Below are 25,426 nucleotides of genomic sequence, written 5' to 3'. Positions count from 1 at the left end.
AATTTATTCCTCAATATTTTTGAACAGTGAATGTTTGAAGTAACTTTTTAGTCAAAATCAGTTGATAGGGATATTAGTGATACATATTTCAATAAAATGTGCCAAAGAATTAAAGCTATGAATTATTCAGGTTTAAATGTGTCAATAGCTTGATAGAATTCTCCTGACTGTCATTCTTCAAGCTGTATTCCAATGCAGAAATATAATTCAAATAATCATGACGGAAATCATCCAATTTCTCGTAGTAGTCTTTTGTCTCCTGATTGTCTTTCAAATAAAGTTCGATCACTTGGAACTTTTTCTTGTATATAATAAAAACAATAAAAAAAGCCGTATAAAAAATACTATATAAAAGTGTGATGATCGAAGTAAGGATGTAATCCAATGAATAAAAACTAATACCTAAATGAAAGATGTAAATCAGCACATAAATAACAACGGATAAAACTGTCAGTCCTTTCAGTTTTTTCGTGTAACCGCTGAAATAATCGAATATATCATATTTTTGATCTGCTTTTCTGATGATCGAAAATAAGCAAGCTGCTAACGCTAGCTCTACTGAAAGGTCCAAATAACTTGTATAAAATCCCAAATATCTTGGAATATCGATTGCTAAGAAAAAGGAAATACCTATCACATTCAATAGAAAATTCTGTAGCAGGACCGATAAAAAAATATTTTCTACCAAAAGATACAAGAACCAGCATGTCACAATATAAGCGATTGCAAAGAAAAATGACGTATATGGAACAAAGAACATATTAGCCATCATCAACCCCAAATATAATAAGATGAATCGCCATTTTGACGTCCCTTTAAATAACATACTCATCCAAATAAACAAATTTAAATAAGCAATAAGAACAAACATGATTGACTCCATCAACTAACCCCACCCTTTCGTCCTTATCATAACAAAAATAAGAAGGAAAAACAGCCGCGTTTCCCCTTCTTATTATTATGGCGCTGTTTCGATCGTCCATTCCAACTGTGACTGATATTCACCAGCATAAGCACCTGGTAAAACAGCTAACTGGAATTGATGGTTCGCATCTTGATGCAAAGAATAATCTGTCGTATTGTTTTGGACTACTGGTAATTCTATTGCTGAACTATTCGTTATTGGCAATTTTTCTTCGCCATTTAGATAAGTTAATTGCGCAGGCAACTCTCTTGTTCCGTCAGAAAAAGAGGAGGTCTGTTTGACTTTAAGCTGCCAATCTTTCGTAATTCCTGTCGTATCTTCTACAACTACCCCAACAGTTGCTTGTGGTGAAGAATAAACAGTGCTACCAGAAATAACCATATTTTGAAATTGGATCTCCGGATCGATCGATTTAAAGCTTACCTTTCCTTGATTCAATATGATTTTAAAACTTTCGTGATTAGATAGCTGACCTTCTGCATCTTTAGCATAAACTTCTACTTGATTATCGCCAAGTTTCAAATCTGTAAGAGATATATCTTGTGAAAAAGGAAGCCATGAGTCTTTTGCTGTATTGCTAACGTTGTCTTGTAAGACTCTTTCTTGACCATTTAGTTTATAAAACAATGTAACCGTATTACTGTCTTTATCCTTCCATTCCCCATTGATCGTCAATGACTGATCTGTTGGAAAAACATTGACAGTAGCATTTGCCAAAGAATCAGAAAGTTTGATTTGTGGTGGAACAAATGGTTGGGCAAGTGTAATGACTGCATCGTCTTCCGCGACTTGGCCATTACTATCAGAAAGCTTGATATGGATATTGTTCGTTCCGATATTCCCCACATTTTTCAGATCAATCGGAATCGCGAATGTCCCGTCCTCTTTAAAACTACCATCTGGTATAGGTAATTCTTTACCATCTACTGTCAGCACAGGATGGATATCATCTTTTGCCCCTGCCCAAAAACCGGTTAAAGTAGTTTGGTAAGAAGAATCGTCTTTGATATCGATCTTTTTGTTTTTAGTTGCTTCATCAAAAGAGACTCTTAGATCTTGAATGCTTGGCATAGATGCTGTTAGAAAATGATCCCAGTCAAAATTACCAGCCTTACTGTCATAAACAGCGGCATGAAGCATAAATTTATCGTTCTTCAATGCTTCTTCTGTCACGGTCGCTTTATAGCTTAAAATGACTTTAGAACCTTTTAGAGCTAATAAATTCGATAAGGCATATCCATCCTCATATGGGCCATCGTCATATTCAGTGGTGATTGGAATCTCTGTCATTCGGCCATCGTAAGTCAGCGGGTCACCGTGTTCTAAATTGGCCGATGCATTAAACATCATCAATAGATAAATGTGTAATGATTTGGTTATTTCAACAAATCTCCCCGTATCTTGTATCCCTGCTATCTCATATTTAAATTCAGGCTCTCCTTGTAATTCTAAGCCTTGTGTCTTATCAGGGAACAACATAAGAACAGAAGATTGTTTATACTGATCGGGCAAAGCACCATCATCTAACTTTTCTAAAGTGGTCGTAACCGTCACCGTATCTCCAACAGCCGTATAATGAGGGGAATGATCTTTTTTGTAAGAAATCGATGCTTCAACATGTCCTCCAAGAATCGGCCCCTCACTCACTTCTGTATAATCTGCTGCTGAAACCTCAATAGAATGAAAAAAGATACTTCCTAAAACACAAATAAAAAACAAACTTAATATATATAACTTATTTAGTGGCTGATTCAATTTCACTTGAAAGACTCACCTACTTTTTTTGTTTAAGTAATTTGTAACTTAAAAATGCGATGATCAATAATAACAAAATTCCGACTGTAATGATAGCTGTGAGATACGGGATTCCTTTATCTTCTGTCACTGCTTCTTGATTGATCTTTTTGGCTTTTTCTGACTGGATCGTAAAATCAGTTGTCAAATGCCATGTTTTATCTGTGTTGCCTTCGCTGGCATCGATTGTTACCGTGTAATCTCCAGCTTCGATCTTCTCCTTATTCAAGCTGATCGGAAAGTCGAAGTTCGTATTAGGAGCGATCGACATGTTCTCTTTTTTTGTTTCATAAAGAACATCTTTTGATCCTTTTTTTGTGATCTTTGCATCGAATTTGACTTTGCTGATAATTCCAGGTGTAGGGTTTTGTACATTAGCAAACACAGTCGTATATGAATTTTGTAGACCTGCTTTTGCTGAGTTCAGCTTCAAATCAGGTGTGACAGCATCTGTATCGTTTTGCAATTTTACACCGATCACGTATGCATATTTATTGCGGATAGCTGTCCCGTCTACTTTTTCACTGACATTATCTTTTTTGCTGATGTGTATTCCGCCAAGGATAATTCCTTTGAAACGATTTTTTGGCATGTGAACTTGGAAAGTCACATCTTTGGATTCACCAGCTTGTAATTCGATTTCTTGATTTTTAGGAGTAACGAGCTGATTCAATACATATTTAGCAGAAGAGTCCTTCTTTAGATCTGTTTGTCCGTAATCAATGACCCCATTACTGTTTGTGGCAGCATTATTAACGTCTACGCTAAAAGTTGCTTTTTCTTTTGCTGAATTTGCTAAATGGATCGAAATCTCTTCTTTTTGATCTAGACCTAATTGCAAATCAAAATAAGAAACGTTCTTATTTTTTTGAAAGTCGGGAATATTCGCACTGACGCTGTACGCTGATTCATTCGAATCAGCGTATGTCGTCAGTGGCACGACTACAACACTTAATAAACTAAGAGCAGCAACAAACAATGATTGAAGTTTGTTCATTTTTCTCTCCATCCTAAACAGTTGGCCCTGCTGTTAGTGTCCAAGTGATCGTTGCTGTGTATTCTTTTGCTTGCGCAGATCCTGAAGGGACTGATAATTGAACATTTGTATTGTTTCCTTCTTCTCCTTTAAAGACATCCAACCATGTCCCTTGACCTTTCAAACTATCAGCTGTCATGACTGTTTTTGCTTCAGTATTGTTAAAAATCAAATCACTTGTTGCGGGTGCTTCACTTGTATTATCCGAAGTTTTTTCTGCTACCCCATTTTTAAATGATAATTCTGCACCTTTTAACTCTGAATGGTCACTAGCAACAAATTTTGTAGCTGCGGCTGTCAATGTCCAACCACCTTCTACTCCACGTTTATCAGTGATCTGAACATGTGGCTCTGCATTTTCAGCGTTGTATACTTGGCTAGTCGTTGAGATATCTTGTGTGCCAAATGTAATATTTGAGACATAGTCAATTGACAAAGGTCCGTTATCTCCAGTCCCGTGGTTATCTGGGTCGTCCGGATCTACTGGATTCACTGGATTATCAGGATCATCTGGGTTTACTGGATCTACAGGATCAGTGTTATCTCCTGTAAATGTGATCTTTGCTGTCGAAGTGGTAGAATCTTTTGCCGGCTCTGTTTCATCTGCTTGTACGTTCAATGCGCTTAATAATGAGCTTGATAGCAATACTGTCGCTGCTAATGTGTAGAATACTTGTTTTTTCATCGTTGTTCTTCTCTCCTTATTCGTTCATGATAAATGTTTCATTAAGCTGGTGCGTCTGATAAAGTCCAGACAAGCGTAGCTGTGTAATCACCCACTAAGTTACCTGATGGGACTTTAAGCGAAACATTTGCTGTGTCCATTTCATCTGCCCATGTCCCTAATCCTGTATTCGCAGCCGCTGTCATAATGTTTTGTGCGGCATCATTAACTACTACTTCGCTTGTAGCAGGAGGTGTAGCCTTGTTATCTGCAACACTTTTAGCAGTTCCGCTAGGTAATGTTAGTTCTGCACCACTCAATGTTTTATCTTCTGAAGTAAATCCTGGTTTTTCTGTATCGTAATTTACTTGCAAATGCCAGCCAGCACCAGTTCCTCGTAAATCTGATACTTGTGATTCTGTTAGAGATGCAGGTTTTTCGGCAATATATGTTTCTGTTTTCCCAGAAATCGTTTGAGTACCAAAGTCGATGTTTGAGATATAATCGATACGCAAGTCCCCAGTATTTCCAGTTGGATCATTTGAAGGAGGATTATCATCAGGATCGATTGGGTCGATCGGGCCTACTGGATTATCTGGATCTTGTTTCGTTAGACCGATTTTTGCTGTACTCTTACCACTTAGGTCATCTGCATGTACGGCCACTGTTCCCGCTAAGATTGTTGTGCTGATTAATATTGTAGCTAAAATTGTTTTTTTCATTCTCTACTCCTCTTTCTATTCCAAAATATAAATAATAAAATAACTACTAAAAGAAATACTCCACTCCATGTAATAAATGATTGCTGTTGCTCATTGGTCTTCGGGTATTTCTCTTGTCTGGATTGATCTGCTGATTTATCAGCATCTTGCGAGGATGGTACGGATGGATCAGTTGAACTTGGCGGAACGCTTCCTTCAAAAGTGATACCTACACTACTTTTTTTACTTGCAGCAAACACCACTTGGTTGAAAGCAGAAAGTTGTATCAAGCAACTCAACGTAAAAACCAATATCAAACTTTTTCTAAATCTTTTCATGAAAGCTCCTCCCATTTTTCTTTTCGAACACCTCCAAAGTTATAACCTTCATTTCTTTATAATGATTACAATCCAGAACAACGCTTATTATAGCCGATTCCGTTCTATCCTTTTTTTATTTGTAAGCGCTTATTTAATAAGTTGTGTAAATTTTTTGATTTTTTGATTCAAAATGAAAAATAAAAAAGGAGTGTGACAATAGTTATGTCACTCTCCTTTTTTCAAATAAACGATGTTCTAAAGCTTGTATTTGAGGTAATAAGTCGAAATTATATAAAATATTTGAAAAGCTATTTTCGTACATCTCATCTTATTTCCTGAAACTGACCACTTTTGTCACAACCTTTTTATCAATTAATATTATTGAGTTTCCTTGATTAGAAATGGTTATTACTGTTCAAAAGCTTCTTTAAAACGGTGGATCAATTCATTGACTACAGGTGACAAGATCCGATTCTTTTTCCAGACTAGCATGCAGTTCGTTTCAATCAGCGGGTCAAGCGGAACAAATCTCACTTCCTTTGAATGATTACTTACAGCCCCTTCTATGACTAAAGCAGCTCCTACCTGATTCTCAATTAGCGAGAACACATTGAAAATCAAATTGTACGTTCCTGTGATCAACAGCTGTTCTTTTTTTATACCTAACCAGTCTGCAAACATTCGTTGTATTTCTGGACGCTTAGAAATCAAAAGAGAGACATTGGAAAAGTCTTCTTTTTTTATTGCATCTTTTTGTGCTAAATCAGAAGCTTTTGAAATGAGTAATCCCCATTTTTCCTTTCTTGGCAGCAAAATCGTTTCATATTTTTCTGTATCTACTGGATCTAGCAAAATCGCTAAATCTAACAGACCTTTTTCTAGCCGCTCCGTGATGTCATCACTTGTTCCGCTATGTATATGAAATTGAACGCTAGGATAATCACGGATCAACTCTTCTAGTAATAATGCCAATGTGTCTGAATTATCAGCTTCCACACATCCGATCGTAAATCGTCCGCTGAATAATTGTTTCTTTCTGTTCTCGAATTCTTGAGTCGTTTGATTCGTCAAATCTAAGATTTCTTCTGCTCGGCTTTTTAGAAAATAACCTGCATCTGTCAAGATCATTTTACGATTTTCACGTACAAACAGTTCTATTCCTAGCTCCTCTTCTAGTTCCTTCAATTGTCGGCTTAAGGTGGGTTGTGTAAGATGCAAAACTTCTGCAGCTTGGGAAATCGTTCCTTCTTCTGCAATTGTCCAAAAATATTTTAGCAAGCGTAATTCCATAACGATGCTCCTTGATTTTTTTACTTGATACATTCCATTTTATTTCTAGATAAAACATGATCATATTTCTTGATTTTACCTTGCAAACGTTCTAAACATTCTTGCATTTCAGCAATTTTTTTCGTCAAAAGTTCACTTTCTTCAATCAAAAGCTTACGTCGTTCAGACACAGTTGCTTCTCCTTCGCTAGATAGACGAATATATTCGATCAAAGACTCAATCGATAATCCAGCGTTTCGCATACAAATCGTAAAATCGACCCATTCCAGGTCTTCTTTTGTATAATCACGAATCCCGCCTTTTGTCCGATTAACTGGCGGAATCAGCCCGATTCGTTCATAATAGCGCAATGTATCGGCCGAAATTCCCTTTTCTTCACTGACTTGTTTGATATTCATTTGATCACTCTTTCTTTCATTATCTTACCACTTCTCTTATGTATCTTATTATTCTATAACTTTAAGTGTACTCTAAGTCAATAACCATTTCTATTAAAACTGAGCTGGATCATCTATATCAGTCGGATCTACTCTATTCGGAATAAAAAAGACTTGTTTTTTTATTCTTTTTTGGATATACTTTTAACAATTTAGGAAAATTTTAGGAAAAGGGGTATAAAAATGACAAAGTATCAGCGAAAGGTATTATTATCGACATCGGCGGGAATTGCATTAGAGAATATGGACATTATGTTTTTAGCTTTTTCATTATCTTCAATGATTGCTTCTTTTCATATTAGTGGTACGCAAGCGGGGTTCATTTCAACGATCACTAATTTGGGGATGCTCATTGGAGGTATTTTTTTTGGCATCATAGCTGACAAATATGGTCGCGTGAAAGTATTTTCTCAAACGGTCCTTCTGTTTTCGATTGCTTCTTTATTGATGTATTTTGCTTCAAATATCTACTTAGTTTATCTCTTTCGCTTTATCGCAGGTGTAGGAGCAGGAGGAGAATATGGTGCATGCATGTCCTTGATTTCCGAAAGTTTTTCCAAAAAACAAATTGGCCGAGCTTCGTCGGTTGCTGGTATTGGTGCGCAGGTTGGTGCGGCTTTGGCTGCGATTTTAGCTGCTTTGATCATTCCAGCGTTTGGTTGGAAGATGCTATATGTCGTAGGCGTACTTCCGGTACTGATGGTATTGTTCATTCGTCGTGGTTTGACTGAACCAAAGGAATTCAAATCTATACAATCCGCCAAAAAGAAAACCAAACTTAGCCGACTATTTGAAACAAAACATCTTGCTTGGCAAACATGTGGCCTTAGTATCATGGTGACTGTCCAAATTGCCGGTTATTTCGGGTTGATGAACTGGCTCCCTTCGATTATGCAAGATCGATTAGGACTTTCAGTTTCTGGTTCTTCATTGTGGATGGTAAGTACTATTTTAGGAATGTCTTTGGGGATGATGACTTTTGGCATGATCATGGATAAGATGGGGCCTAAACTAGCCTTTTCTTTATTTTTGATTTGTTCTTCTTTATCTGTCTATCTACTTGTATTAGCTCATAGCCAGTGGAGTTTGGTAGCCGCAGCTGTGATAGTCGGCTACTTTATCAATGGTATGTATGGTGGATATGGCGCAGTAATCAGCAGTTTGTATCCAACGGAAATCCGTGCGACGGCGAATAATTTCATTATGAATCTTGGACGAGCTGTTGGTGGTTTTTCTTCTATCGTCATCGGTTTTTTGATGGATCATTATAGTTTAACTGCCGTGATCTTGTTTTTGAGTGGTATTTACCTAGTCAGTCTGCTAGTTCTGACAACTATTACTGGTATTACAGAATTAAGGGAAAGCTTGCAGCATTAAAATTCGATGATATAAAGAACCAAAAGGGAGACTGATTAAAAAGTTATACTATAATAATAAAAATCTTCTGAAGCATAAAAAATAGAAGCTGGCGTTCCAGATAGTAAACCAAAAATAGTAGTTTACACGTCCATTTCGTCAGCTTCTCTTTTTTTATTTAGTCGGTTTCCTCTGCTTTTTTGGACATCTTCATTCATTCTTTCTCAATCAAATAGTACGCCTCTTTTTCTTTTCGCAGTTTGTATCTTCCTTTTTTCAATTTCATTGAAAACTGTTTCGAATGTTTATGTTTTACATGGATTTTAAGTAGGATCTCCTCATGTTGCAAGCGATAGTTCCCGCCCTTCAAATCGGAAAACATGACTAATCCATATTCATCAGAAGCTTTCACGAATGGAACTTTTTCTCTAGTAATATAGTGTTTGCCGTTGAGTGTTTTTACAGAAAAGACCATTCCTTCGATTGGTCGTCCGTTTTTGTTCTTTACATAAAAAGATAAAGGATAGTTTCGCTTAGCAATGGCCAAAAAATCTAAATAAGCTATGATTAACCAAATTAAGCCGATCGATCCAAGTAGTATGCCGATAGTCAATGCAAAAAATTTCCATTTTTTCCATTGATCAATTCCTTGGATTGCTTTTTTTGCCTCTTTTGCATGATAAGGAATACGATGACCAGTCACAAGCAGTCGATGTGTATTGACCATGTAAGGAGTGCAGGTAAGCAAAGTCACGAGATCCCTACCTTTTTGGATACCCAAAGAATCTACTTCATCAGGTAAGACTACTTGGATTTTTTCTACTTGATATGCCAGTGTCTTTCCATTGATCTGGATGAAAAATTGGTCTTCTTTCTTCAATTTAGGCAGATCTGTAAATAATTTTGCTTCTGGAAGACCACGATGCCCAGAAAGAACGGCATGGGTGCTTTTCCCCCCAGTCGGGTAAGAGCTTCCTTCCAATAATGACGTTCCTTTTTGCAAAAATATCTCCGTTGTCTGATCAAATATGGGTAAACTGACATTGATTTTTGGGATTTCGATGACTCCAAGCATGTGTGCCATAAAAAAGGCATTACTAGGTAAATCTTTTAATACTTTTGCATCAACTGTCTGGTTGAAACTGGCTATCCCTGGTGATACATTTTTTTCTGCCAGCTGCTGGTTTTTCTTTGTCATTTTTTCTTGCTGTTTTTTTATTTCTGCTGAATTCTTTTTCGATGCTTGCTTTTGATAATGGATGATCATCTGCTGGGCAAGAAAATCATTCAGTGAATCTTCTACAAAAGGATAGGAAAAGATCCCGATCCCAACGGCTAAAATGATTGCCATGAAGATGTCCAGTATTCTTATTCTGTTTTTTTTCATCATGTCCACCTGTTTTCTAATATGTATATGAAGAGGTTGTGAAATCAGCGTCTTGACCTGAGTATTAGAGAAGCAAACGGAAAAATAGTTCCTCATATTTTACTGTTTGTTGAGCTAATACCGAGGGTCAGCTGATTGAACACCGTTTAAGAAAGAGGTCGTGAGCCTGCCGTTCAGCTCTGAGTCACAAGGAACAATTTCAAAAAACAGCTTCTCATGTTTGATGAATATTATGACTTGTGACCGAGGAGTTGGTAGGAGAACACCGTTTAAAGAAGAGGTTCTGAAATCAGCGTCTTGACCTGAGTATTAGAGAAACAAACGGAAAAATAGTTCCTCATATTTTGCTATTTTTTAGAAGGAAAAGCTGTGACAAAAGTCTTATCACAGTCCCTTCTTCCGAATAGACGGCGTTCAAGAGACAGCCTATCGGCAATAAGGCACGATTTTGTAAAATATGAGGAGCTATTTTTCAAAATCGCTTCTTATCGGTCAAGGCTGAACATCTCTTTCACAACCTTTCTCCCCATCTGATTCACTGTCGTTTATTTATCGTATGATTTTTGTTTCCAATAGTTTAAGCTTCTATTTCTTGATGGCGTTTTTTGAAGTAGATCACTGCTCCTCCCGTTAAAGAAATACCTGCTAAGATGAACGCGATGATCCCTGTACCACCAGTTGAAGGCAAGATTCCTTTAGGCTGGTTATCAATCGTTGTTTTATCAGAAGTTGTTGGATCATCATCTACTGTAAATTCAGTGTACGCTGCTTCATTCTTAGGTAACGCATAGCCTTTTGGTGCTTTTATTTCTTGTAGGCAGTACGTTCCTTGTTTCAGTCCTTCGATTGAAAGTTTCCCTTCTGAATCAGAAATCAATTTCACTTCTTCCCAGTCAGAACCTGAGACTTCACTTGACCAAGCATATTGGTATTCTCCTGAGACAAGGTTTGCTATTTTCTTCATCAATTTAACGGTTGGATCTTTTGCTCTTAGAATAGAAAATTCTGCACCGGCTAATTTTTCTTGCGTGTTCACATCTTGTTTGATGAAGTGGAAATCACCGTATTTTTGGACGTTTTCTACAGTAATCGTGTTATCTGTAGTTGTATTTTCCCGATTGACTACACCGGTTGGATTCCCAAGATTTGCTTGATCTGCCCCATGGATGATTCCGGTTGTTTGTTGCAATTTTCCGTTTTTTACTATAAAAGTAGTTTCTTTTTGTGGATCGGTTAATTGATAACCATCTGGTGCTTTTGTTTCAACTAAAGTATAATTGCCGTCTATTAATCCATTGACACTGATGGATCCTTCAGTATCAGTTGTGAATGTCAACGCTGACTCAGCAGGATCATAGAGAGCGACACCAGTGTTTTCATCAAAACCGGTCACGAATTGATTCTCTGAATTTTTGATCTGGAATTGCGCCCCTGCTAACTTATCTACCCCTGAAAAGTTCCCAGCTTTCTGGATTTTGATATTGCTTTCTTTGATGACATTTTTAGCATATAGGTGAATCGTGTCTAAAGGTTTGTCAGGGTCTGATGAATTCGGGTTATAAAAGGGTAAGCTTAACACGATATTTGGCGACGTTTCGACACCGGGCTTTGGTGTTTCTACAAAGACGTATACAGCATCTTTCCCATCAGATTTACCTGGAAGAGTCAGGTTAGCTAATCCTTCACCAGAAGTCGTTACACTTGCGAAGGGTGTAGCGTCTGCTGGAACTGCTGTGTCTTTACTTGGATAGTACGTAGCAGTGATGTCATATACGTTGAATTCAACGCCGTTCAACGGTTCGCTATTCGGAAATGTCAATTCCGTTCCGTTGTTTATTTGATTTTCTGGTGCTGAAGTGAATTTCAATTTATGCAAATTAACCGTAACATTTTCTGGTGTAGGTGATACGGCTGCAGAAACCTCTGCAGTTCCTAGGCCGAGAACGAAAGGAAGCAGCATGATAGCAGTTCCTAAAAACGTCCATATTTTTGTTTTGATGTTTTTCATTTTATTTCCCTCCTATTGTTTCCTTTTTGTTGTTTTTTATAAAACCAAGCTGTCCCTGTTGAAAGGACTAGCAACAACCCTAAAATTGAGAAACCTCCAAGCATCTCTTCGCTTGTTTTTGGAAAGCTTCCTCCATTTTTTTCATCTGATGGACCATTTGTCTGCATCTGAACTGGCGTTTTTCCATTATTCGTCGGATTTGCTTTTGGTTCGTTGATGATTTCCAATGGTATAGGATGAAGCGGATCATAACTGCCTTTTTCAACTTCAAAGGGAATGGTTGATTGACTCAATATATATCCTTTAGGCGGTTTAATCTCCACTAGTTCGTAACTTCCAAAAGACAATCCATGGACAGAAAATGTTCCATCTTTACTGGAAGTAAAAATCGTTGCTCTTGAATCATCTTTGGCTACCCAATGATTTATCCCGTTTTCTTGCGCTAAGTATTGGTCATTTTTTTTGACTAGAAATTGAGCATCTGCTAGTCTTTGTTTCGTTTGCCGATCCACTTTGACAAATTGTTTGCCTCCTGTTTGGATGGCAAGATGTGTTTCTACTGTTTGATTGTCAGTCGTCAAACGTACATCGTTATCAAATGTCGTTTTTTCACTGTTTTCTTCAATGTCATTTGGTAACGGATCGTTAATTTTTTCCCAGCAAACGAACTGAGATCTTTTCCAGAATCTGATAAGACAAAACCATGTTTTGTTTTTTGTGTGTGAAATGTATGAATCTTGTCTCCACCAATCAAAAAATCGATCGTTTCTGGTTCTAGCCATAACTGAGGATCAGCTGTATCTTTGATCGTATAGGTTCCTATCTCGTTGATGTTCTCAGGAATTGTTACGGTGATGAGATAAGGGACTTTATCCCCATCTGCAAAATCTGTGTGCTTATTCTCTACTGTTTTTGTTAATGTGAGTGCAGCAGGTATTTTTTGTTCACTCTTTGGATACAAGTGGATGGTCGTCAATTTATGATTAGATGAATCTGTCACAGGAAGCACAACGACAAATGGTGCTGATTTTTCTTTTACTTGATCTGAAGTCTTTATTTCCGCAAATCGGTAAACAGCGTCACGACCTTGCTCATCTTTGTCCGATGCACTAAAAGAAGCAATGCCCTCTTCCCCGTCTACTGTTTTTGTCACATTTTCTGCCAGTATTTTTTCACTATCACTTTTTTGTGCTAGTTTTCTTTGTGCGTCTTCCACACTACTTCCTTCTGACCGCAGCTTGTAAAATTCATCCGAGACATCATATATAGCGAAAGTAACGCCGTTCAACCCTTTTACTCCTTGAAAGTTATCTGGGATATTTATTCCGTCGTTTTGACTGATACTTGGTATCTTATCGCTTTCGAACATTCGATTATGCAAAGTAAATGTAATAGGTGATTCTCTAGCTGACACAGTCGGAGAACCTATAAAAAAGACCAGTAGGATAAAAAAGAGAACAGCAAATATATCCACACGTACATTTTTTGTTTTTTTCATCGCTGTTCACCTGCTTTTTTCTTACGATGGATAAAATAAAAGAAGCCAGAAAAAATAAAGATCAGTCCTAAAAAGACAAAGGGCAGTAGACCTATCCCGCCTGTCGAAGGAAGCAAGAGAGTCGGATTGATCGTCAACTTAGCGGTATCTGTTGCGATAATCGTATAATTATTGTTTACAGTTCCTTCGCCTAAACTAATCGTTACTATTTGTGATCCAATATCTGTCCGGCTGTTAACTGTTAGGGTATAATCCAATGATTCGCCTAAGACAACACCGGTAACGTGGACATTTCCAACCGGAATCGAGTGACTTTGGGCATCATAACTAAAAGCAGCGTCATCGACAGTAATCACTGCGTTAGCTTTATAGATGGTATAAGTTCCTGATATGTTGGCTATATCAGTAAATGACAACTTGGGATTTGCTGCTTTGACTTTGTCTATTCCGCTATTCGTTAGTTTAATTGTATAGCTGCCAGCATTAATCATATTTTTTGCTGATTGTGCATCTACTGTGTAATCCATACTGCTAAGTGCCACTTGTACTGGAGTAAGCGAACTAGTGACACCCTCTGCTAGCTTGACATGGATTGACGGGACACCTGCTTTTCCATCATATGTCTTACTGCCACTGAGCTCTACCGCACCGCTGATTTGCTTAATCGTATAGACATCAGATGTCTGCACGATAGTAAATAAATAGTTTGTTCTGGCAGCTAGTTTAGCTAGTCCGCTTTTTGTCAATTGCCAAGACGTATAGGTTCCAATTTCAGTAGGCGCAGTTACTTCAACTCCCTTTTCATTCATCGCTTTGAAATCAGTTGGATTCCATGTGATTTGATCAATACTGAGATCATTGTTTAAAAGGGATGTTGATTCTGTTTTATCATTAAAGGTATATTTAACGATCGGTACAACAGAAAGACCATCATAGTACTTACTGCCATTTGCATTGATTGATACTGTTGCATTTGTCTTATAATATAGGATGACTTCAGAAATCTGTTTTCCATTTGCGTCCTTTACGATTACATTTCCATTTGTATCTAAACTAGCTAAAACACTCATTGCTGATTGGTTCTTTGTTTCTGTCGCTGAAACAGCTGTAAAGGTATATCCGCCGATAGTAGGCGCATTAGTCGTCAGGTCTTGTGCAGCACTTCCGTAAGTAAGATTCATTATTTTAGAAGGAGCAATCGTCTGTCCAAAATAGTCTTGATACTTAATAGTGATTGGTGTTTGTTTGCCTGTATAGGTCACCGTATCGACGTTACTTTCTAGGGCTGTGAAAGAACCGTTTGTTTGTGCAAAAGAATAGCCCGTTACTGCTGTTGGAGTGATAACCACTTTGTCACCCACATGGATTCCAGATAATGTAGTCCCGTACGTTCCGATTTTTGCTGCTCCACCATTGACTGTATAAGAAAAAGTTCCTGTCCGATTCGCATTGACCTGAACCGTCGCTGCTTGATAGGTTGGGAAATTTGAAACATTTCCCTTACCATCAACGATCTGCCCATTTTTGATCGAGTACCCTGTGAATGGAATATCATTTGCTAACTGTATACCGATTGAAAAAGTACTCATACCTCCTCCGGCAGGAAGCCCTCCCCATGTTGAGGGTGTAAAAGAATAACTTTTATCCGCATTGGGTGTAACTGAATCGATCGTATTTCCAGCGGTAGCCACCCCCATATAGATACTTTTTGGGAATGTGATAGTAGTACCATTTACTGTGGAGCCAATAAACAGATTATGGATATCTGGACGGTTATCAATAAAAGCGATTGCTTTGGTTACGCCTTGTAACGCAGTTTTATCCGCACTCATCGATCCGTTAACCGCAACAATGACTCCATCTTTGGCATATATCACTGTATATCCATCTGGTATGGTATGTCCGTTGAAATTCGCAGTGGCCGCAACAGCGCTAAATGTCTGGCTTCTACCTGTTTCTGAATAAGCTTTCTCCCCTGCTGCTTTTGCTGCTGTGATTTCTTTTTCTGTCGGATCAATCAGTTGAGTCGAGGATGTGGTTGAGGTTGTCTCGTTGTTGCTAGACTGTTTGGTACTTTCTGTTGACTGTACTTCAGAAGCGGGTGGACTATTTGTCTCCTCTATCGTTTGGTTAGCAAAATTTGACGTTTCTGTATAAACGTTTACATAAATACTTGATAAGCTCCCTAAGAAAGTAAAAATCAAGATGATCGAAATCATAATGGGGTGTAAGTATTTTCTTTTAGATACAGCTTTGAGTCTAGAAACAAAATGTTTTTGACATATACGTTGGATTTTATTTTGAGTTTTCTTAATCATTTTCATCCCTCCTCTCAATAAAAAATCATCAAATAATCCTTTACACGTTATTCTAAATTTAATTTTTATTATTTTATTGATGTATAGAAAGTTTGGGGCTTTTTTTCTCTTTTTATTCTAAGGTTATTTTAGTCTTGTCCTTTAATACAAAGATTTTATTTTTAAATAAAAAATACTCTTTTTTTACGATTATTGAAAAAAAAAGATAAAACTTGATTAATTGAAGTATTGCTTAAATTTGGAAGCTAGGAGGGAAGAATAAAAGAGTTAGGACGGGATTATCTACTATTTTTCTTTGTTTTAAATATTTGCTATCTTTGAACATAAAAGAGAAATGTGTCGACTGCAGTGTTGTGTCCCTCATCACGAATAAACGGTGTTCAATTAGCTGATCTTGTATTCACTTAAAAAATGGTAAAGTACGAGTTGCTATTCCCCATTTTCAATTTTCTAACGCTCAGGACAAAATACTGTTTTCACAACCTCATTGGAATAAAAGCATATATATTGTTTCAAGAACGAAATCTTGTTATTTTTTTAAAGGGCATCTGTCCAAAATCTAATTTTAGGAGGTACGTTTTGGTATTTATTCGTACAAATAAAAGAGAATTATCTTTATTCATTCTTTATTTTCTATTCATAGGATTTCAATTAGGGATCCTTCCATTAGCCTTATTATCTATGGTAACGAACAGTGATTTAATACATTCAGAGTTTGTTGTGTTCGCGGTTAACTTATGTATTCCTTCTATTATTGGTATCATTTTGTTTCGTAAAGAGATCATAGAAAGTTTTTCTTACTTCAAAGAAAAAACTTGGCTGAGGATTGCTAGTATATTTTTTTGGGTAGGCTTGATCTTTTTAGTAGACGTCTTCATGCAATACATTTTAGGTCCTACTAACCAATCAGCCAATCAGGGATATTTATTGCAATTAGGAAAACAAACGCCGCTATTTTTGACTTTGATTGTTTTTGCTTTCTTTGGTCCGATTTTAGAAGAACTTATTTTTCGTCATCTTTTAATTAATTGGCTTTCTCAATCTATTGGTTTAATTTTGTCTTCTTTGATTTCTATTTTTCTATTTACATTTATTCATGTAACGCATCCAATTGATTTTTTCATGTACGCTCCTGGAACGATTTTACTGACGATTGCTTATTTAACTGCGAATCGCTCATTAGCTTTTATCATAGCTATCCATATTTTGAATAACGTTCTTGGCTTTGTATTATAGATACAGATGACAAAAAAAGTTCAAGTATGCGGTGTAGAACCAATATCGCATACTTGAACTTTTTTCAATGAGTATAAATTAAAACTTCTAATTTTCAATTCCCATCATCTGATATGCCCGACCGTCTGAACTTCTTTTGAAAAAGCCGAATGTGATTAGATAACGTCTTTGTTCGACATAATCGCCACTAGAAAATACGTTCAGCAGTATCGAATTAACCTCTGTTTCTGTATAAATCACTCCATGGTCAAAGCGTTTCAAGACTTCTTTCAATAGGATGTATTTCTTTTTTGTTGAACTTGGTACTTGTTTTACTTTTCCATCATTCATGAATGTCTCCAAAACTTTCATCTTCTCTTTCTCCGTATAAGTATAAATCATCTTCTTTCTCCTTTTGATTCTAAGAATACTCCATTTATGTTAGAATATTCTGGATTTTTTATTAAAGCGGTTACTCTTAAGAAAGATATTATCATAGTGCTCTTTTTTTTACTACTACTTATAGGTAGATTTATTCTAATCCATTATTCTCCCCTACCAATAATTAAAGAAAAAAACTGGATCAGGGTGTTCAAATTACATGCTAAGAAAAAAGAACCCTTGAATACCAAGGGTTCTTTCTCAGTCTGATAACAATGATTAACGACGGATTTCTTTGATACGAGCAGCTTTTCCGTGTAATGCACGTAGGTAGTACAATTTTGCACGACGTACTTTACCGTAGCGAACTACTTCGATTTTTGCAACACGTGGTGTGTGCAATGGGAATGTACGCTCAACGCCCACTCCGTTAGAAACTTTACGTACTGTATAAGTTTCGCTGATTCCAGCACCGCGGCGTTTGATAACAACACCTTCAAATAACTGGATACGTTCACGAGTACCTTCAACAACTTTTGCGTGAACACGCACAGTGTCACCAGGGCGGAACGCTGGGATGTCAGAACGTAATTGTTCTTTTGTTAATTCTTCGATTAATGGATTCATGGTTTTCTTCTCCTTATTCCAAATATTCTTATGAGCTTTTCTCACAGCGGAATATCGTAATAGTTAAGTGCTTTTGCACTCACCATAAAATACTAACATATTATCAACCTACTGTAAAGAAGATTTTAGAAAAAGTCACTTGGCTTCATCTGCTGTTTTTTCTTGTTCTTCTTTCTTGATTTCTTCTAAAAATTTCGTCATTTGAGGTGTCCATTCAAGTGTTTCCAAAAGATCAGGCCGTCGTTGATAGGTCCTTCTTAGTGATTCTTTTAATTGCCATTCTTCAATCAATTTATGATTTCCATTTGTCAATACTTCTGGTACTTTCATCCCTTTATATTCTGCCGGGCGAGTATATTGGGGATGTTCCAATAAACCGGTTGAATAAGAATCCGTTTGAGCTGAAGTCTGATTCCCTAACACATCTGGCAAAAGCCGAACTGTTGCATCGATCATGACCATCGCACCTAATTCTCCCCCAGTAAGGACATAATCTCCTAAGGAAACTTCATCTGTCACTAATGTGCGGATACGTTCATCATATCCCTCATAATGACCACAAATGAATACTAAGTGTTCTTCTTGTGAAAATTCTTCTGCCATTTTCTGATCGAATCGTTTACCAGCTGGGTCAAGAAGAATTACTCTTTTTTTGACATCCGGTGCAGCTTTTTCAATGGCTTGGATGTTATCATAGATGGGCTGGACTTTGAGCAGCATGCCTGCTCCACCGCCGTATGGATAATCATCTACTGTCTGATGTTTGTTATCTGAATAATCGCGGAAGTTAGAGATATTGATATCTAATAATCCTTTATCTACAGCCTTACCGATGATGGATTCCCCCATAGGACCTTCAAACATTCTTGGAAATAAAGTCAATACATCAATCTTCATCGTCAATCAGTCCTTCTGGGATTTCTACACGGACCACTCCAGCTTCTAAATCGACTTCTTTGACGACAGAAGCGATATACGGAAGCAATATATCAGATTTTTTCGGACGTTGAACGACCCAAACATCATTGGCACCTGGTGACAAGATTTCTTTTACTTTACCTAACTCAGTTCCATCTTCTAATACACGCAGACCGATGATCTCATGGTAATAGAATTCATTTTCAGCTAAATCTACAGAGTTGTCTTTTGACACTTTTAATATGCCATCCCGATATTTTTCCACATCATTGATAGAAGGATGTCCTTCAAAACTCAATAAGTCAAAATTTTTATGTTTGCGATGACTTTTGACTGTTAATTCCACAGGTGCTTTTCCGTCTTGGAATAGTGTTAGCACCGTTCCTTTTTTGTAACGTTCTTCTGGGAAATCCGTTGTTGAGATCACACGGACTTCGCCTTTGATACCTTGTGTGTTTACGATTTTTCCTACATTCAAGTATTCAGTCAACTTATATCCCCATTTCTTTTTTGTCTGTTTTATTTTAGCATGTGTGAAGAGGCAATTCTAGTTTTCTTTTAAGGTATTAAGCCAAAATTATGCAAAAATGCGGCGTGCTATTTTTGATTACTTCCTGTGACTTGGAGTTAAATGATGGGCTCAGATCAGCGCGCTGATTTCACAACCTCTTCATAGAAACTGCCATCTTCAACGCAGACATAGGATCTTGATGAGTGATCGTATAGGCATTTTTCGGTTCTTGCCAGCTTACTTCTATGGCTCGATTCGTCGTATCACCCATATCAACAGTAATTTTACCAAATTGTTCAGGTGCTGGTAGACTGTTTTCTTCCAAATAAGCTACGATTTCTTTAGCTAATAGTAAGGGATCTTGGCCTTCTATATTATTCCCACGGATTCGAATACGCCAGTTTCCTTCTTGCCATTCAAGAAAACTTGAACCTGCTGCACCTTGCTGATACCCTGTGATTCGAGAACCTAAGTCCACTTGCTGACCATTTGTGTTGATCTCAAAGGGCTGCAAAACTTGGATTGTTTCTTGACTAGAAGCAAACCCATATTGATATAGATAGGTTGCAATAGGCGTTTCTTGATTCAATTCGTCAGCATTCAACCCGAGGGGACGATCTGTTCTGTAATATAAAATAGAATAACCTTGCTTTGTATGTGCCGCTGCGATATTGAGATAGCCTGAAGAGACTGGTACATCTAGAGGCATGGGAACATTTGGCTGTTGTTCTTTCAACTGGTCTAAAGCAGTCTTTTTCTCATTATTTGAGGTAGCCATTGTTTGTTCAGTGGTGGAAGCCGTTTTGGTACTACTTTTTTCTGGACTGGTAACAGTTTCAGATATACTGCTTGATAGATGTGTATTGTCTGATTCTTGAGTAACCGAACTACAAGCGCTTAACAATAGAGCAAATGAAATAAATAACATTTTCTTTCTCATTGGCTGTTCACTCCCTCCTCCTATAAGGATACGCTTTCTTGCTTGTTTTGCCAAATAATCATTTCTTCAATTAATAAAAAAAACAAAAAAGCTGCACTCGAAAATTCGAGTACAGCACGTTTATTTACTTTTCCTTATCATCGATGATATTCAAACGCACTTTTTTCGGTGCATTGATCCGAACACCGTAAACGATTGTGCGGATTGCTTTAGCAACACGCCCTTGTTTTCCAATGATACGGCCAATATCTTCAGGAGCCACTGTTAGATTGTACTCGTAAAAGTCTTTCGACTCTACGACATCTAACTTGACTTGATCAGGATAAGTGACTAGCGGACGAACGATTGTTAAGACTAAGTCGCTTAAATCTTTCATATCCGGTCACCTTATTTCTTTGAGAATTTAGCTTCGTGGTGTTTTTGCATAACGCCTTCTTTTGAAAGGATGTTACGTACAGTGTCAGAAGGTTGTGCACCTTTTGATAACCAGTCAAGAACTAAGTCTTCTTTTAAAACTACTTCTGCAGGGTCTTTCAAAGGATTGTAAGTACCTACAGTTTCGATGAAACGTCCATCACGAGGAGAACGTGAATCAGCTACGACGATACGGTAAAACGGACTCTTTTTAGAACCCATACGTTTTAAACGGATTTTAACTGCCATTATTTATTTCCACCTCCATTGTTTTATTCACAAGATGTAGTGTAACAGTTTTTTTTTACCCTGTAAAGCTTTTTTTCTTTACAGCTTGATTAAATTCGATTTTTTTTAGGAAATAGAAGATTTTAGACTTCTTTTTTGTTAAAAATAAGCCACCCAGCTACGATGGATATGACGATAGAACAACACGTCACTGCTAATGACTGAGTATAATCTGTAAGGTGGATTTCTTTCGTAAGAAAATTTGAGGAAGAAATCAAATAAGTCGGTACATATTCTGCTACTTTAGAGAACAACCCAGCACCATAACTCAGAATGACCGTTCCCCCACTAGCCAACAGAACCGCATAATTGGAAGAAAGAAAAGCTGAATAAAATAAAATCAATGAATAAAGCCAACAGCCAAAAAAATAATAAGTAAAACTGATAAATAAAGGATGGGAGATAATCGACTGGTCCCAATAATAAATCGTGTATGCTAGCGTAATACTATAACAGCACCAATAGCTGACACTCCAAAACAGTATACCCATGATCCATTTCGACAGAAATATCTTCCAGCGCTTCATTCCTTTTGTTAGCAAGTTGATGATTGTTCCGTTTTGGTATTCGCTTGTCAATATCCCGCTGAATAAAAGAAGGAAGAAAATCAACAGCATCGGAATATTTTTATAAAATTGTGTCCATGAAGTCGTGGCATCAACTGTGATTTCCTGAACAGATATCCCTGACTCTGCCAGAGTTGTTGACATAGCTTGCACTAAATAAGGAGTCAATTTAGCTAGCAATGGATTCATTATACCGAAAATCACTGTGAGCGCACTTAATGTGATGATTTTTCCAGTACGCCAGTTTTCTTTTAGCTCCTTTTTAGCGAAGGCAATGAGTTGTCTCATGATTGAACGACCTCCAAAAAGAGTTTTTCTAGCGTAGGTTCTTCCATCTGGACCGATTGGACTGGCAATTGATATTTGGCTAGCAAATCCATAGCAAAAAGCATTTCTTCTTTACTTTTTTGTGGATAAGCTATACGCAGTTCACTTCGGATCATCCCTCCAGGTAAAAGCTCTTCAAATTGTTCGCGCTCTTTTTTGGAAAAAAATACGATCTCAAATCCACTAGCATTTGTTTGCTTTTTCAATTCGTCTACTGATCCAGACAACACGATTTTTCCATTATCCAAAAAAGCAACTTTATCACAGATACGCACCACGTCAGATAAAATATGAGTAGAAAATAAAATCGTCGTTTGCTCTTTCACAGAGGATAAGATATCTAAGATTTCTTTTCGACCAACAGGATCAAGAGCAGAAGTTGGTTCATCGCAAATGAGTAATTTGGGCTCGTTCAACAAGGCTTGAGCAATCCCTAAACGTTGTCGCATTCCTCTGGAAAATTTTTTGATCCGCTTCTTTTCATTTGACAGACCAACAAGTGACAACAGTTCATTGGTTTTTTCCTTTATCCGCTGTTTAGGCATTCCTGTGAGTTCGCCGCAAAAGATTAAATACTCGGAAGCGGTCATATAATCATAAAAAAACGGCACATCAGCTAGATAGCCGATTTCTTGATTGGTCGTTGTTTGTCCGTACTCTACTTCTTTTCCGTTCACTCGGATTGTTCCGCTGTCTTTTTTGATAAGACCTAAGATCAGTTTCATAGTTGTCGTTTTTCCAGCACCGTTTTTACCGATGAAACCAAAAATCGTCTGTTCTTCTACAGAAAAAGATAAATCATCCAGCAATTTGTTTGTACCAAAAGACTTTGAGACTTTTTCAAGTGTCAAGATAGCCACTACGCATCCTCCTTGCCAAAAATCAAATAAAGGACAGGACCGATAAACTGCATACCAACAATAACAATAATCACCCATATCATTCGATTTCCATGTTTATATTCAGAATGTGTAAAGATATGATGAAGTACATAAATAAGTAATCCAAACTGTACAATGATTAAAGGAATTAAAAACGGAAGAAATTCTTTGATGCCCATATTACTCGCCTGCCAATCGTTTTTTTAGTTTTTCAATTTTTGATCTTTCAATTTGTTGAAAAATCGGATTTTCTAATGCACTCAATGCCCCTTCCCTGATGATTTTCGTGTCTCTTATTTGCTGTACCCCAAGATCTGCTCCTTCAAATATCTCAGTTATCTCATCAAAATACCTATCACCATGAAGGATCCTGCCTTCCTCGCTTAAAAGTATAAGTGTCAAATCCACAAACTGTTTTAAGCACTTTATTACTTGTTCTTCTTTTTCATGTTTCGCATAAGCACAGGCTGCAGCATAAGAAAATTGAGCACAGCTGTTGGTATGGACCGCAGTCAGGTTGAATGCTTGGATCACAGCATCTATTCTATTGACAGTTTCTTCTATAACCGGTAATTGAATGATTTGGATCAATAGATAATGAGTGGCTGAAGATACGAGATTGATTAAATGAGAAAACATGCTGAATTGAGTGTAGCTTACCGCTTTTTTTGTTTGACCAGCGGCTCGGTACGCTTGGATAAGTAATGTGTCGCTTTGCTGGGTAAAACGATAAGGATCCGCTTTTTCTTCGATCTCAGATAAAGCTTCTTCTGGTTTGCCTAGCTGGAGCATGACCGCTACTTTTAACAAAGAAGCATTATTGCATAGAGATAATTCTGCTGATTCTTCTACGATTTTCGTACATAATGCTTCTGCTTCAGACAGAATTGCTTGTTGTTCCTCCAGATCCTTTGTTAGCATAAAATGATTCAACCACAAAACGACTACTTGTAAAAGAAAAGGATAACATGAGTAATATTGTTTGACCGCTTTTCTACAGTCCTCCATCACATATTCAAAGGGCTCTTCAGAAAAAGCGATGGTCCACTGCTGATAAAAGTGTCTGATTTGCTCTTTCGTCAATTGAGGATGATAGCCAAGCAGTTCATCAACAGACACATCAAAAAAACTGGCTAATTTAGGCAATATGAGTACATCAGGCATACTTTGGCCTGTCTCCCATTTGGAAACAGAAGCTTTTGTCACACCTATGAATTCAGCTAGAGTTTCTTGAGTCACGCCTTTTTCCTTTCGTAAATTTGCTACATTTTTGGATAATGATAATTCTTCCATCTTATCCCTCCTTTTTCTTCATTATATAGACTTTCTAAGAGGGTTGGCAATGGAGACTAACGATACTTCGCGATCATTTGTCAACTAAAACGAAACTTTTATCAATAAGTGTTTTTATTTGCTCCAGTTACTTATTTTTTGTAAGATTATTATAGATAGTTTGAAGGAGGAAAAATCGTATGACAAAAAAAATTGGATTTTTTATTGGTAGTTTAAGAAAAGATTCTTACAACAAAAAAGTAGCAGAAGCTTTTGCGAAATTGCTTCCTGAAGGGTACGAAAGTGTATTTGTAAAAATCGATGATCTGCCATTTTACAATGAGGATCTCGAAACTCCAGAACAGGCTCCTGCTGAATGGACTCGTTTTCGTGAGGAAGTGAGGGGACTAGACGGTGTCGTTTTCGTTACTCCTGAATACAACCGTTCTGTGCCAGCAGTATTGAAAAATGCTTTAGATGTAGGCTCAAGACCTTATGGACACAGTGTTTGGGATCATAAACCAGGTTTAGTCGTTACTGCATCACCAGGTGGGATCGGCGGCTTTGGCGCAAACCACCATCTACGCCAATCACTTGTCTTTTTGAATGTGCCAACCTTGCAGCAACCGGAAGCATATATCGGAAACGTTGCGAATCTAATTGATGAAAACGGTAATATCGTTGAAGGAACATTAAGTTTCTTCCAAACGATTTTAGATGCGTATCTAGATTTTTCTAACAAATTAGCAGAATAAAATCAGAACAATAATAAAAAAAGGCAACTATATGCAGATTACTTCTGATTATAGTTGCCTTTTTTTTATTTACTTCTACTTTCGTACGTAATGCAATTCGATAAATTCACCGAATCGTGTCGTGTCTAGCAATTCAAAACGCGCTTCATATGTTCCTTTTTGGAATAAAGGGATCCCGTCCCCTAATAATACAGGGGCAATCTGGATATACCATTCATCAATCATTTGATGTTCTACTAACGGTTTGATCAATCGACCGCCACCCACAACCCAGATATCTTTTCCTTCTGTCATTTGTAGATTTTTTAGAAAAGCAACAGGATCTTCGTTTACGACCTCAGCATCTGGCAATTGTAATTGTGCGTGGGTGGAAAAAACGAAATTCTTTTTCTCTGGATAAATTGCTTCGGTCTCCAAATATTTTTTTGCTTCCTGATAAGTTTTTCTGCCCATGATGGTCGTATCGATTGTTTCATAAAAAGCTTCATAAGTGGTTTGCTTACCTGTTGGAGTGTCAAAAAGCCATTGAAGATCATCCGTTTTCGTTGCCAAATAGCCATCTAAACTTATAGCACCATAAAATATGATTTTTCGCAT

Annotated in this window: 28 protein-coding genes; 3 read left to right on the top strand and 25 right to left on the bottom strand. The window is 37.3% G+C overall.

Annotated elements, in window-relative coordinates; genetic code table 11:
- Positions 1-115 precede the first annotated feature (115 nt).
- The 8 genes from IGL70_RS04525 to IGL70_RS04490 all read right to left on the bottom strand — a co-directional run bounded on the left by IGL70_RS04525 (position 116) and on the right by IGL70_RS04490 (position 7,128).
- The gene (locus tag IGL70_RS04525) at positions 116-883 is read right to left on the bottom strand and encodes a hypothetical protein (RefSeq protein ID WP_240187443.1); all 768 of its coding nucleotides are present in this window, start codon (positions 881-883) and stop codon (positions 116-118) included.
- A gap of 75 nt (positions 884-958) precedes the next feature.
- Entirely contained in the window at positions 959-2,686 is a 1,728-nt protein-coding gene (locus tag IGL70_RS04520; protein WP_104873887.1) for a hypothetical protein, read from the bottom strand.
- Positions 2,687-2,699: 13 nt separating this feature from the next.
- Positions 2,700-3,716 carry a DUF916 and DUF3324 domain-containing protein gene (locus IGL70_RS04515; RefSeq protein ID WP_002331508.1) on the bottom strand — a complete coding sequence of 339 codons (1,017 nt, stop codon included), beginning with the start codon at positions 3,714-3,716 and terminating at the stop codon, positions 2,700-2,702.
- 13 nt (positions 3,717-3,729) lie between these two features.
- The gene (locus IGL70_RS04510) at positions 3,730-4,440 is read right to left on the bottom strand and encodes a WxL domain-containing protein (RefSeq protein WP_002306293.1); all 711 of its coding nucleotides are present in this window, start codon (positions 4,438-4,440) and stop codon (positions 3,730-3,732) included.
- A 41-nt stretch (positions 4,441-4,481) separates the two neighbouring features.
- On the bottom strand, positions 4,482-5,141 hold the full coding sequence (locus tag IGL70_RS04505) for a WxL domain-containing protein (protein WP_002332509.1): 660 nt from the start codon (positions 5,139-5,141) through the stop codon (positions 4,482-4,484).
- Positions 5,138-5,458: an LPXTG cell wall anchor domain-containing protein gene (locus tag IGL70_RS04500; protein WP_104873888.1), complete on the bottom strand. Its 321-nt coding sequence runs from the start codon at positions 5,456-5,458 to the stop codon at positions 5,138-5,140. The genes IGL70_RS04505 and IGL70_RS04500 overlap by 4 nt, the downstream gene beginning before the upstream one ends.
- Positions 5,459-5,848: 390 nt before the next feature.
- Positions 5,849-6,730 (bottom strand): LysR family transcriptional regulator, encoded by an 882-nt coding sequence (locus tag IGL70_RS04495; protein WP_002331511.1) that lies wholly within the window; start codon positions 6,728-6,730, stop codon positions 5,849-5,851.
- A 20-nt stretch (positions 6,731-6,750) separates the two neighbouring features.
- Complete coding sequence (locus tag IGL70_RS04490) at positions 6,751-7,128, bottom strand: MerR family transcriptional regulator (RefSeq protein WP_104873889.1); 378 nt, start codon at positions 7,126-7,128, stop codon at positions 6,751-6,753.
- 222 nt (positions 7,129-7,350) lie between these two features.
- Between IGL70_RS04490 and IGL70_RS04485 the strand changes: the two genes are divergently transcribed.
- On the top strand, positions 7,351-8,544 hold the full coding sequence (locus IGL70_RS04485) for an MFS transporter (RefSeq protein WP_002332512.1): 1,194 nt from the start codon (positions 7,351-7,353) through the stop codon (positions 8,542-8,544).
- Between the two features lie 193 nt (positions 8,545-8,737).
- Here IGL70_RS04485 and IGL70_RS04480 read toward each other — a convergent pair whose 3' ends face one another.
- The 5 genes from IGL70_RS04480 to IGL70_RS04460 form a co-directional block, all read right to left on the bottom strand.
- On the bottom strand, positions 8,738-9,910 hold the full coding sequence (locus IGL70_RS04480) for a class C sortase (protein ID WP_104873890.1): 1,173 nt from the start codon (positions 9,908-9,910) through the stop codon (positions 8,738-8,740).
- 577 nt (positions 9,911-10,487) lie between these two features.
- Positions 10,488-11,918, bottom strand: a complete 1,431-nt coding sequence (locus tag IGL70_RS04475) for a SpaH/EbpB family LPXTG-anchored major pilin (RefSeq protein ID WP_162781113.1) — start codon at positions 11,916-11,918, stop codon at positions 10,488-10,490.
- Positions 11,915-12,499 (bottom strand): prealbumin-like fold domain-containing protein, encoded by a 585-nt coding sequence (locus tag IGL70_RS04470; RefSeq protein ID WP_240187442.1) that lies wholly within the window; start codon positions 12,497-12,499, stop codon positions 11,915-11,917. Before IGL70_RS04470 ends, IGL70_RS04475 begins: the two co-directional genes overlap by 4 nt.
- The gene (locus IGL70_RS04465) at positions 12,496-13,416 is read right to left on the bottom strand and encodes a pilin N-terminal domain-containing protein (RefSeq protein WP_240187441.1); all 921 of its coding nucleotides are present in this window, start codon (positions 13,414-13,416) and stop codon (positions 12,496-12,498) included. The genes IGL70_RS04470 and IGL70_RS04465 overlap by 4 nt, the downstream gene beginning before the upstream one ends.
- A complete protein-coding gene (locus IGL70_RS04460) occupies positions 13,413-15,740 on the bottom strand; it encodes an MBG domain-containing protein (protein WP_104873754.1) in 2,328 nt (775 codons plus the stop codon). Before IGL70_RS04460 ends, IGL70_RS04465 begins: the two co-directional genes overlap by 4 nt.
- 573 nt (positions 15,741-16,313) lie before the next feature.
- Between IGL70_RS04460 and IGL70_RS04455 the strand changes: the two genes are divergently transcribed.
- A complete protein-coding gene (locus tag IGL70_RS04455; RefSeq protein WP_002306282.1) occupies positions 16,314-16,970 on the top strand; it encodes a CPBP family intramembrane glutamic endopeptidase in 657 nt (218 codons plus the stop codon).
- Positions 16,971-17,057: 87 nt separating this feature from the next.
- On the opposite strand, the gene IGL70_RS04450 is transcribed toward IGL70_RS04455, so the two are convergent.
- From IGL70_RS04450 to IGL70_RS04400, 11 genes are all read right to left on the bottom strand, one after another.
- Positions 17,058-17,351, bottom strand: a complete 294-nt coding sequence (locus IGL70_RS04450) for a DUF2087 domain-containing protein (protein ID WP_002332518.1) — start codon at positions 17,349-17,351, stop codon at positions 17,058-17,060.
- Positions 17,352-17,609: 258 nt separating this feature from the next.
- Entirely contained in the window at positions 17,610-17,957 is a 348-nt protein-coding gene (gene rplS, locus IGL70_RS04445; RefSeq protein ID WP_002286913.1) for a 50S ribosomal protein L19, read from the bottom strand.
- A 135-nt stretch (positions 17,958-18,092) separates the two neighbouring features.
- The gene (trmD, locus tag IGL70_RS04440) at positions 18,093-18,854 is read right to left on the bottom strand and encodes a tRNA (guanosine(37)-N1)-methyltransferase TrmD (protein ID WP_002293717.1); all 762 of its coding nucleotides are present in this window, start codon (positions 18,852-18,854) and stop codon (positions 18,093-18,095) included.
- Positions 18,844-19,365 carry a ribosome maturation factor RimM gene (gene rimM, locus IGL70_RS04435; protein ID WP_010829603.1) on the bottom strand — a complete coding sequence of 174 codons (522 nt, stop codon included), beginning with the start codon at positions 19,363-19,365 and terminating at the stop codon, positions 18,844-18,846. The genes trmD and rimM overlap by 11 nt, the downstream gene beginning before the upstream one ends.
- A gap of 169 nt (positions 19,366-19,534) precedes the next feature.
- Positions 19,535-20,326, bottom strand: coding sequence for a hypothetical protein (locus IGL70_RS04430; RefSeq protein WP_104856180.1), 792 nt, complete (start codon positions 20,324-20,326; stop codon positions 19,535-19,537).
- 124 nt (positions 20,327-20,450) lie between these two features.
- Entirely contained in the window at positions 20,451-20,702 is a 252-nt protein-coding gene (locus IGL70_RS04425; RefSeq protein ID WP_002290277.1) for a KH domain-containing protein, read from the bottom strand.
- 11 nt (positions 20,703-20,713) lie between these two features.
- Positions 20,714-20,989 carry a 30S ribosomal protein S16 gene (gene rpsP / locus IGL70_RS04420; RefSeq protein WP_002290274.1) on the bottom strand — a complete coding sequence of 92 codons (276 nt, stop codon included), beginning with the start codon at positions 20,987-20,989 and terminating at the stop codon, positions 20,714-20,716.
- Positions 20,990-21,111: 122 nt separating this feature from the next.
- Positions 21,112-21,882 carry an ABC transporter permease subunit gene (locus IGL70_RS04415; RefSeq protein WP_104873753.1) on the bottom strand — a complete coding sequence of 257 codons (771 nt, stop codon included), beginning with the start codon at positions 21,880-21,882 and terminating at the stop codon, positions 21,112-21,114.
- Positions 21,879-22,781, bottom strand: coding sequence for an ABC transporter ATP-binding protein (locus IGL70_RS04410; protein WP_010829600.1), 903 nt, complete (start codon positions 22,779-22,781; stop codon positions 21,879-21,881). Before IGL70_RS04410 ends, IGL70_RS04415 begins: the two co-directional genes overlap by 4 nt.
- The gene (locus tag IGL70_RS04405; protein WP_010829599.1) at positions 22,781-22,981 is read right to left on the bottom strand and encodes a PLDc N-terminal domain-containing protein; all 201 of its coding nucleotides are present in this window, start codon (positions 22,979-22,981) and stop codon (positions 22,781-22,783) included. Before IGL70_RS04405 ends, IGL70_RS04410 begins: the two co-directional genes overlap by 1 nt.
- Position 22,982: 1 nt before the next feature.
- The gene (locus tag IGL70_RS04400; RefSeq protein ID WP_104765679.1) at positions 22,983-24,095 is read right to left on the bottom strand and encodes a helix-turn-helix domain-containing protein; all 1,113 of its coding nucleotides are present in this window, start codon (positions 24,093-24,095) and stop codon (positions 22,983-22,985) included.
- 179 nt (positions 24,096-24,274) lie between these two features.
- On the opposite strand from IGL70_RS04400, the gene IGL70_RS04395 reads away from it, so the two are divergent.
- A complete protein-coding gene (locus tag IGL70_RS04395; RefSeq protein WP_002306271.1) occupies positions 24,275-24,829 on the top strand; it encodes an NADPH-dependent FMN reductase in 555 nt (184 codons plus the stop codon).
- A 75-nt stretch (positions 24,830-24,904) separates the two neighbouring features.
- Here IGL70_RS04395 and IGL70_RS04390 read toward each other — a convergent pair whose 3' ends face one another.
- Complete coding sequence (locus IGL70_RS04390; RefSeq protein ID WP_002332520.1) at positions 24,905-25,426, bottom strand: dihydrofolate reductase family protein; 522 nt, start codon at positions 25,424-25,426, stop codon at positions 24,905-24,907.

The sequence above is a fragment of the Enterococcus sp. DIV0901a genome (assembly GCF_051711525.1).
GTDB lineage: Bacteria > Bacillota > Bacilli > Lactobacillales > Enterococcaceae > Enterococcus_B > Enterococcus_B faecium.
The sequence above is the reverse complement of the archived record's forward strand: the minus strand, read 5'-3'. Positions and strand labels throughout refer to the sequence as shown.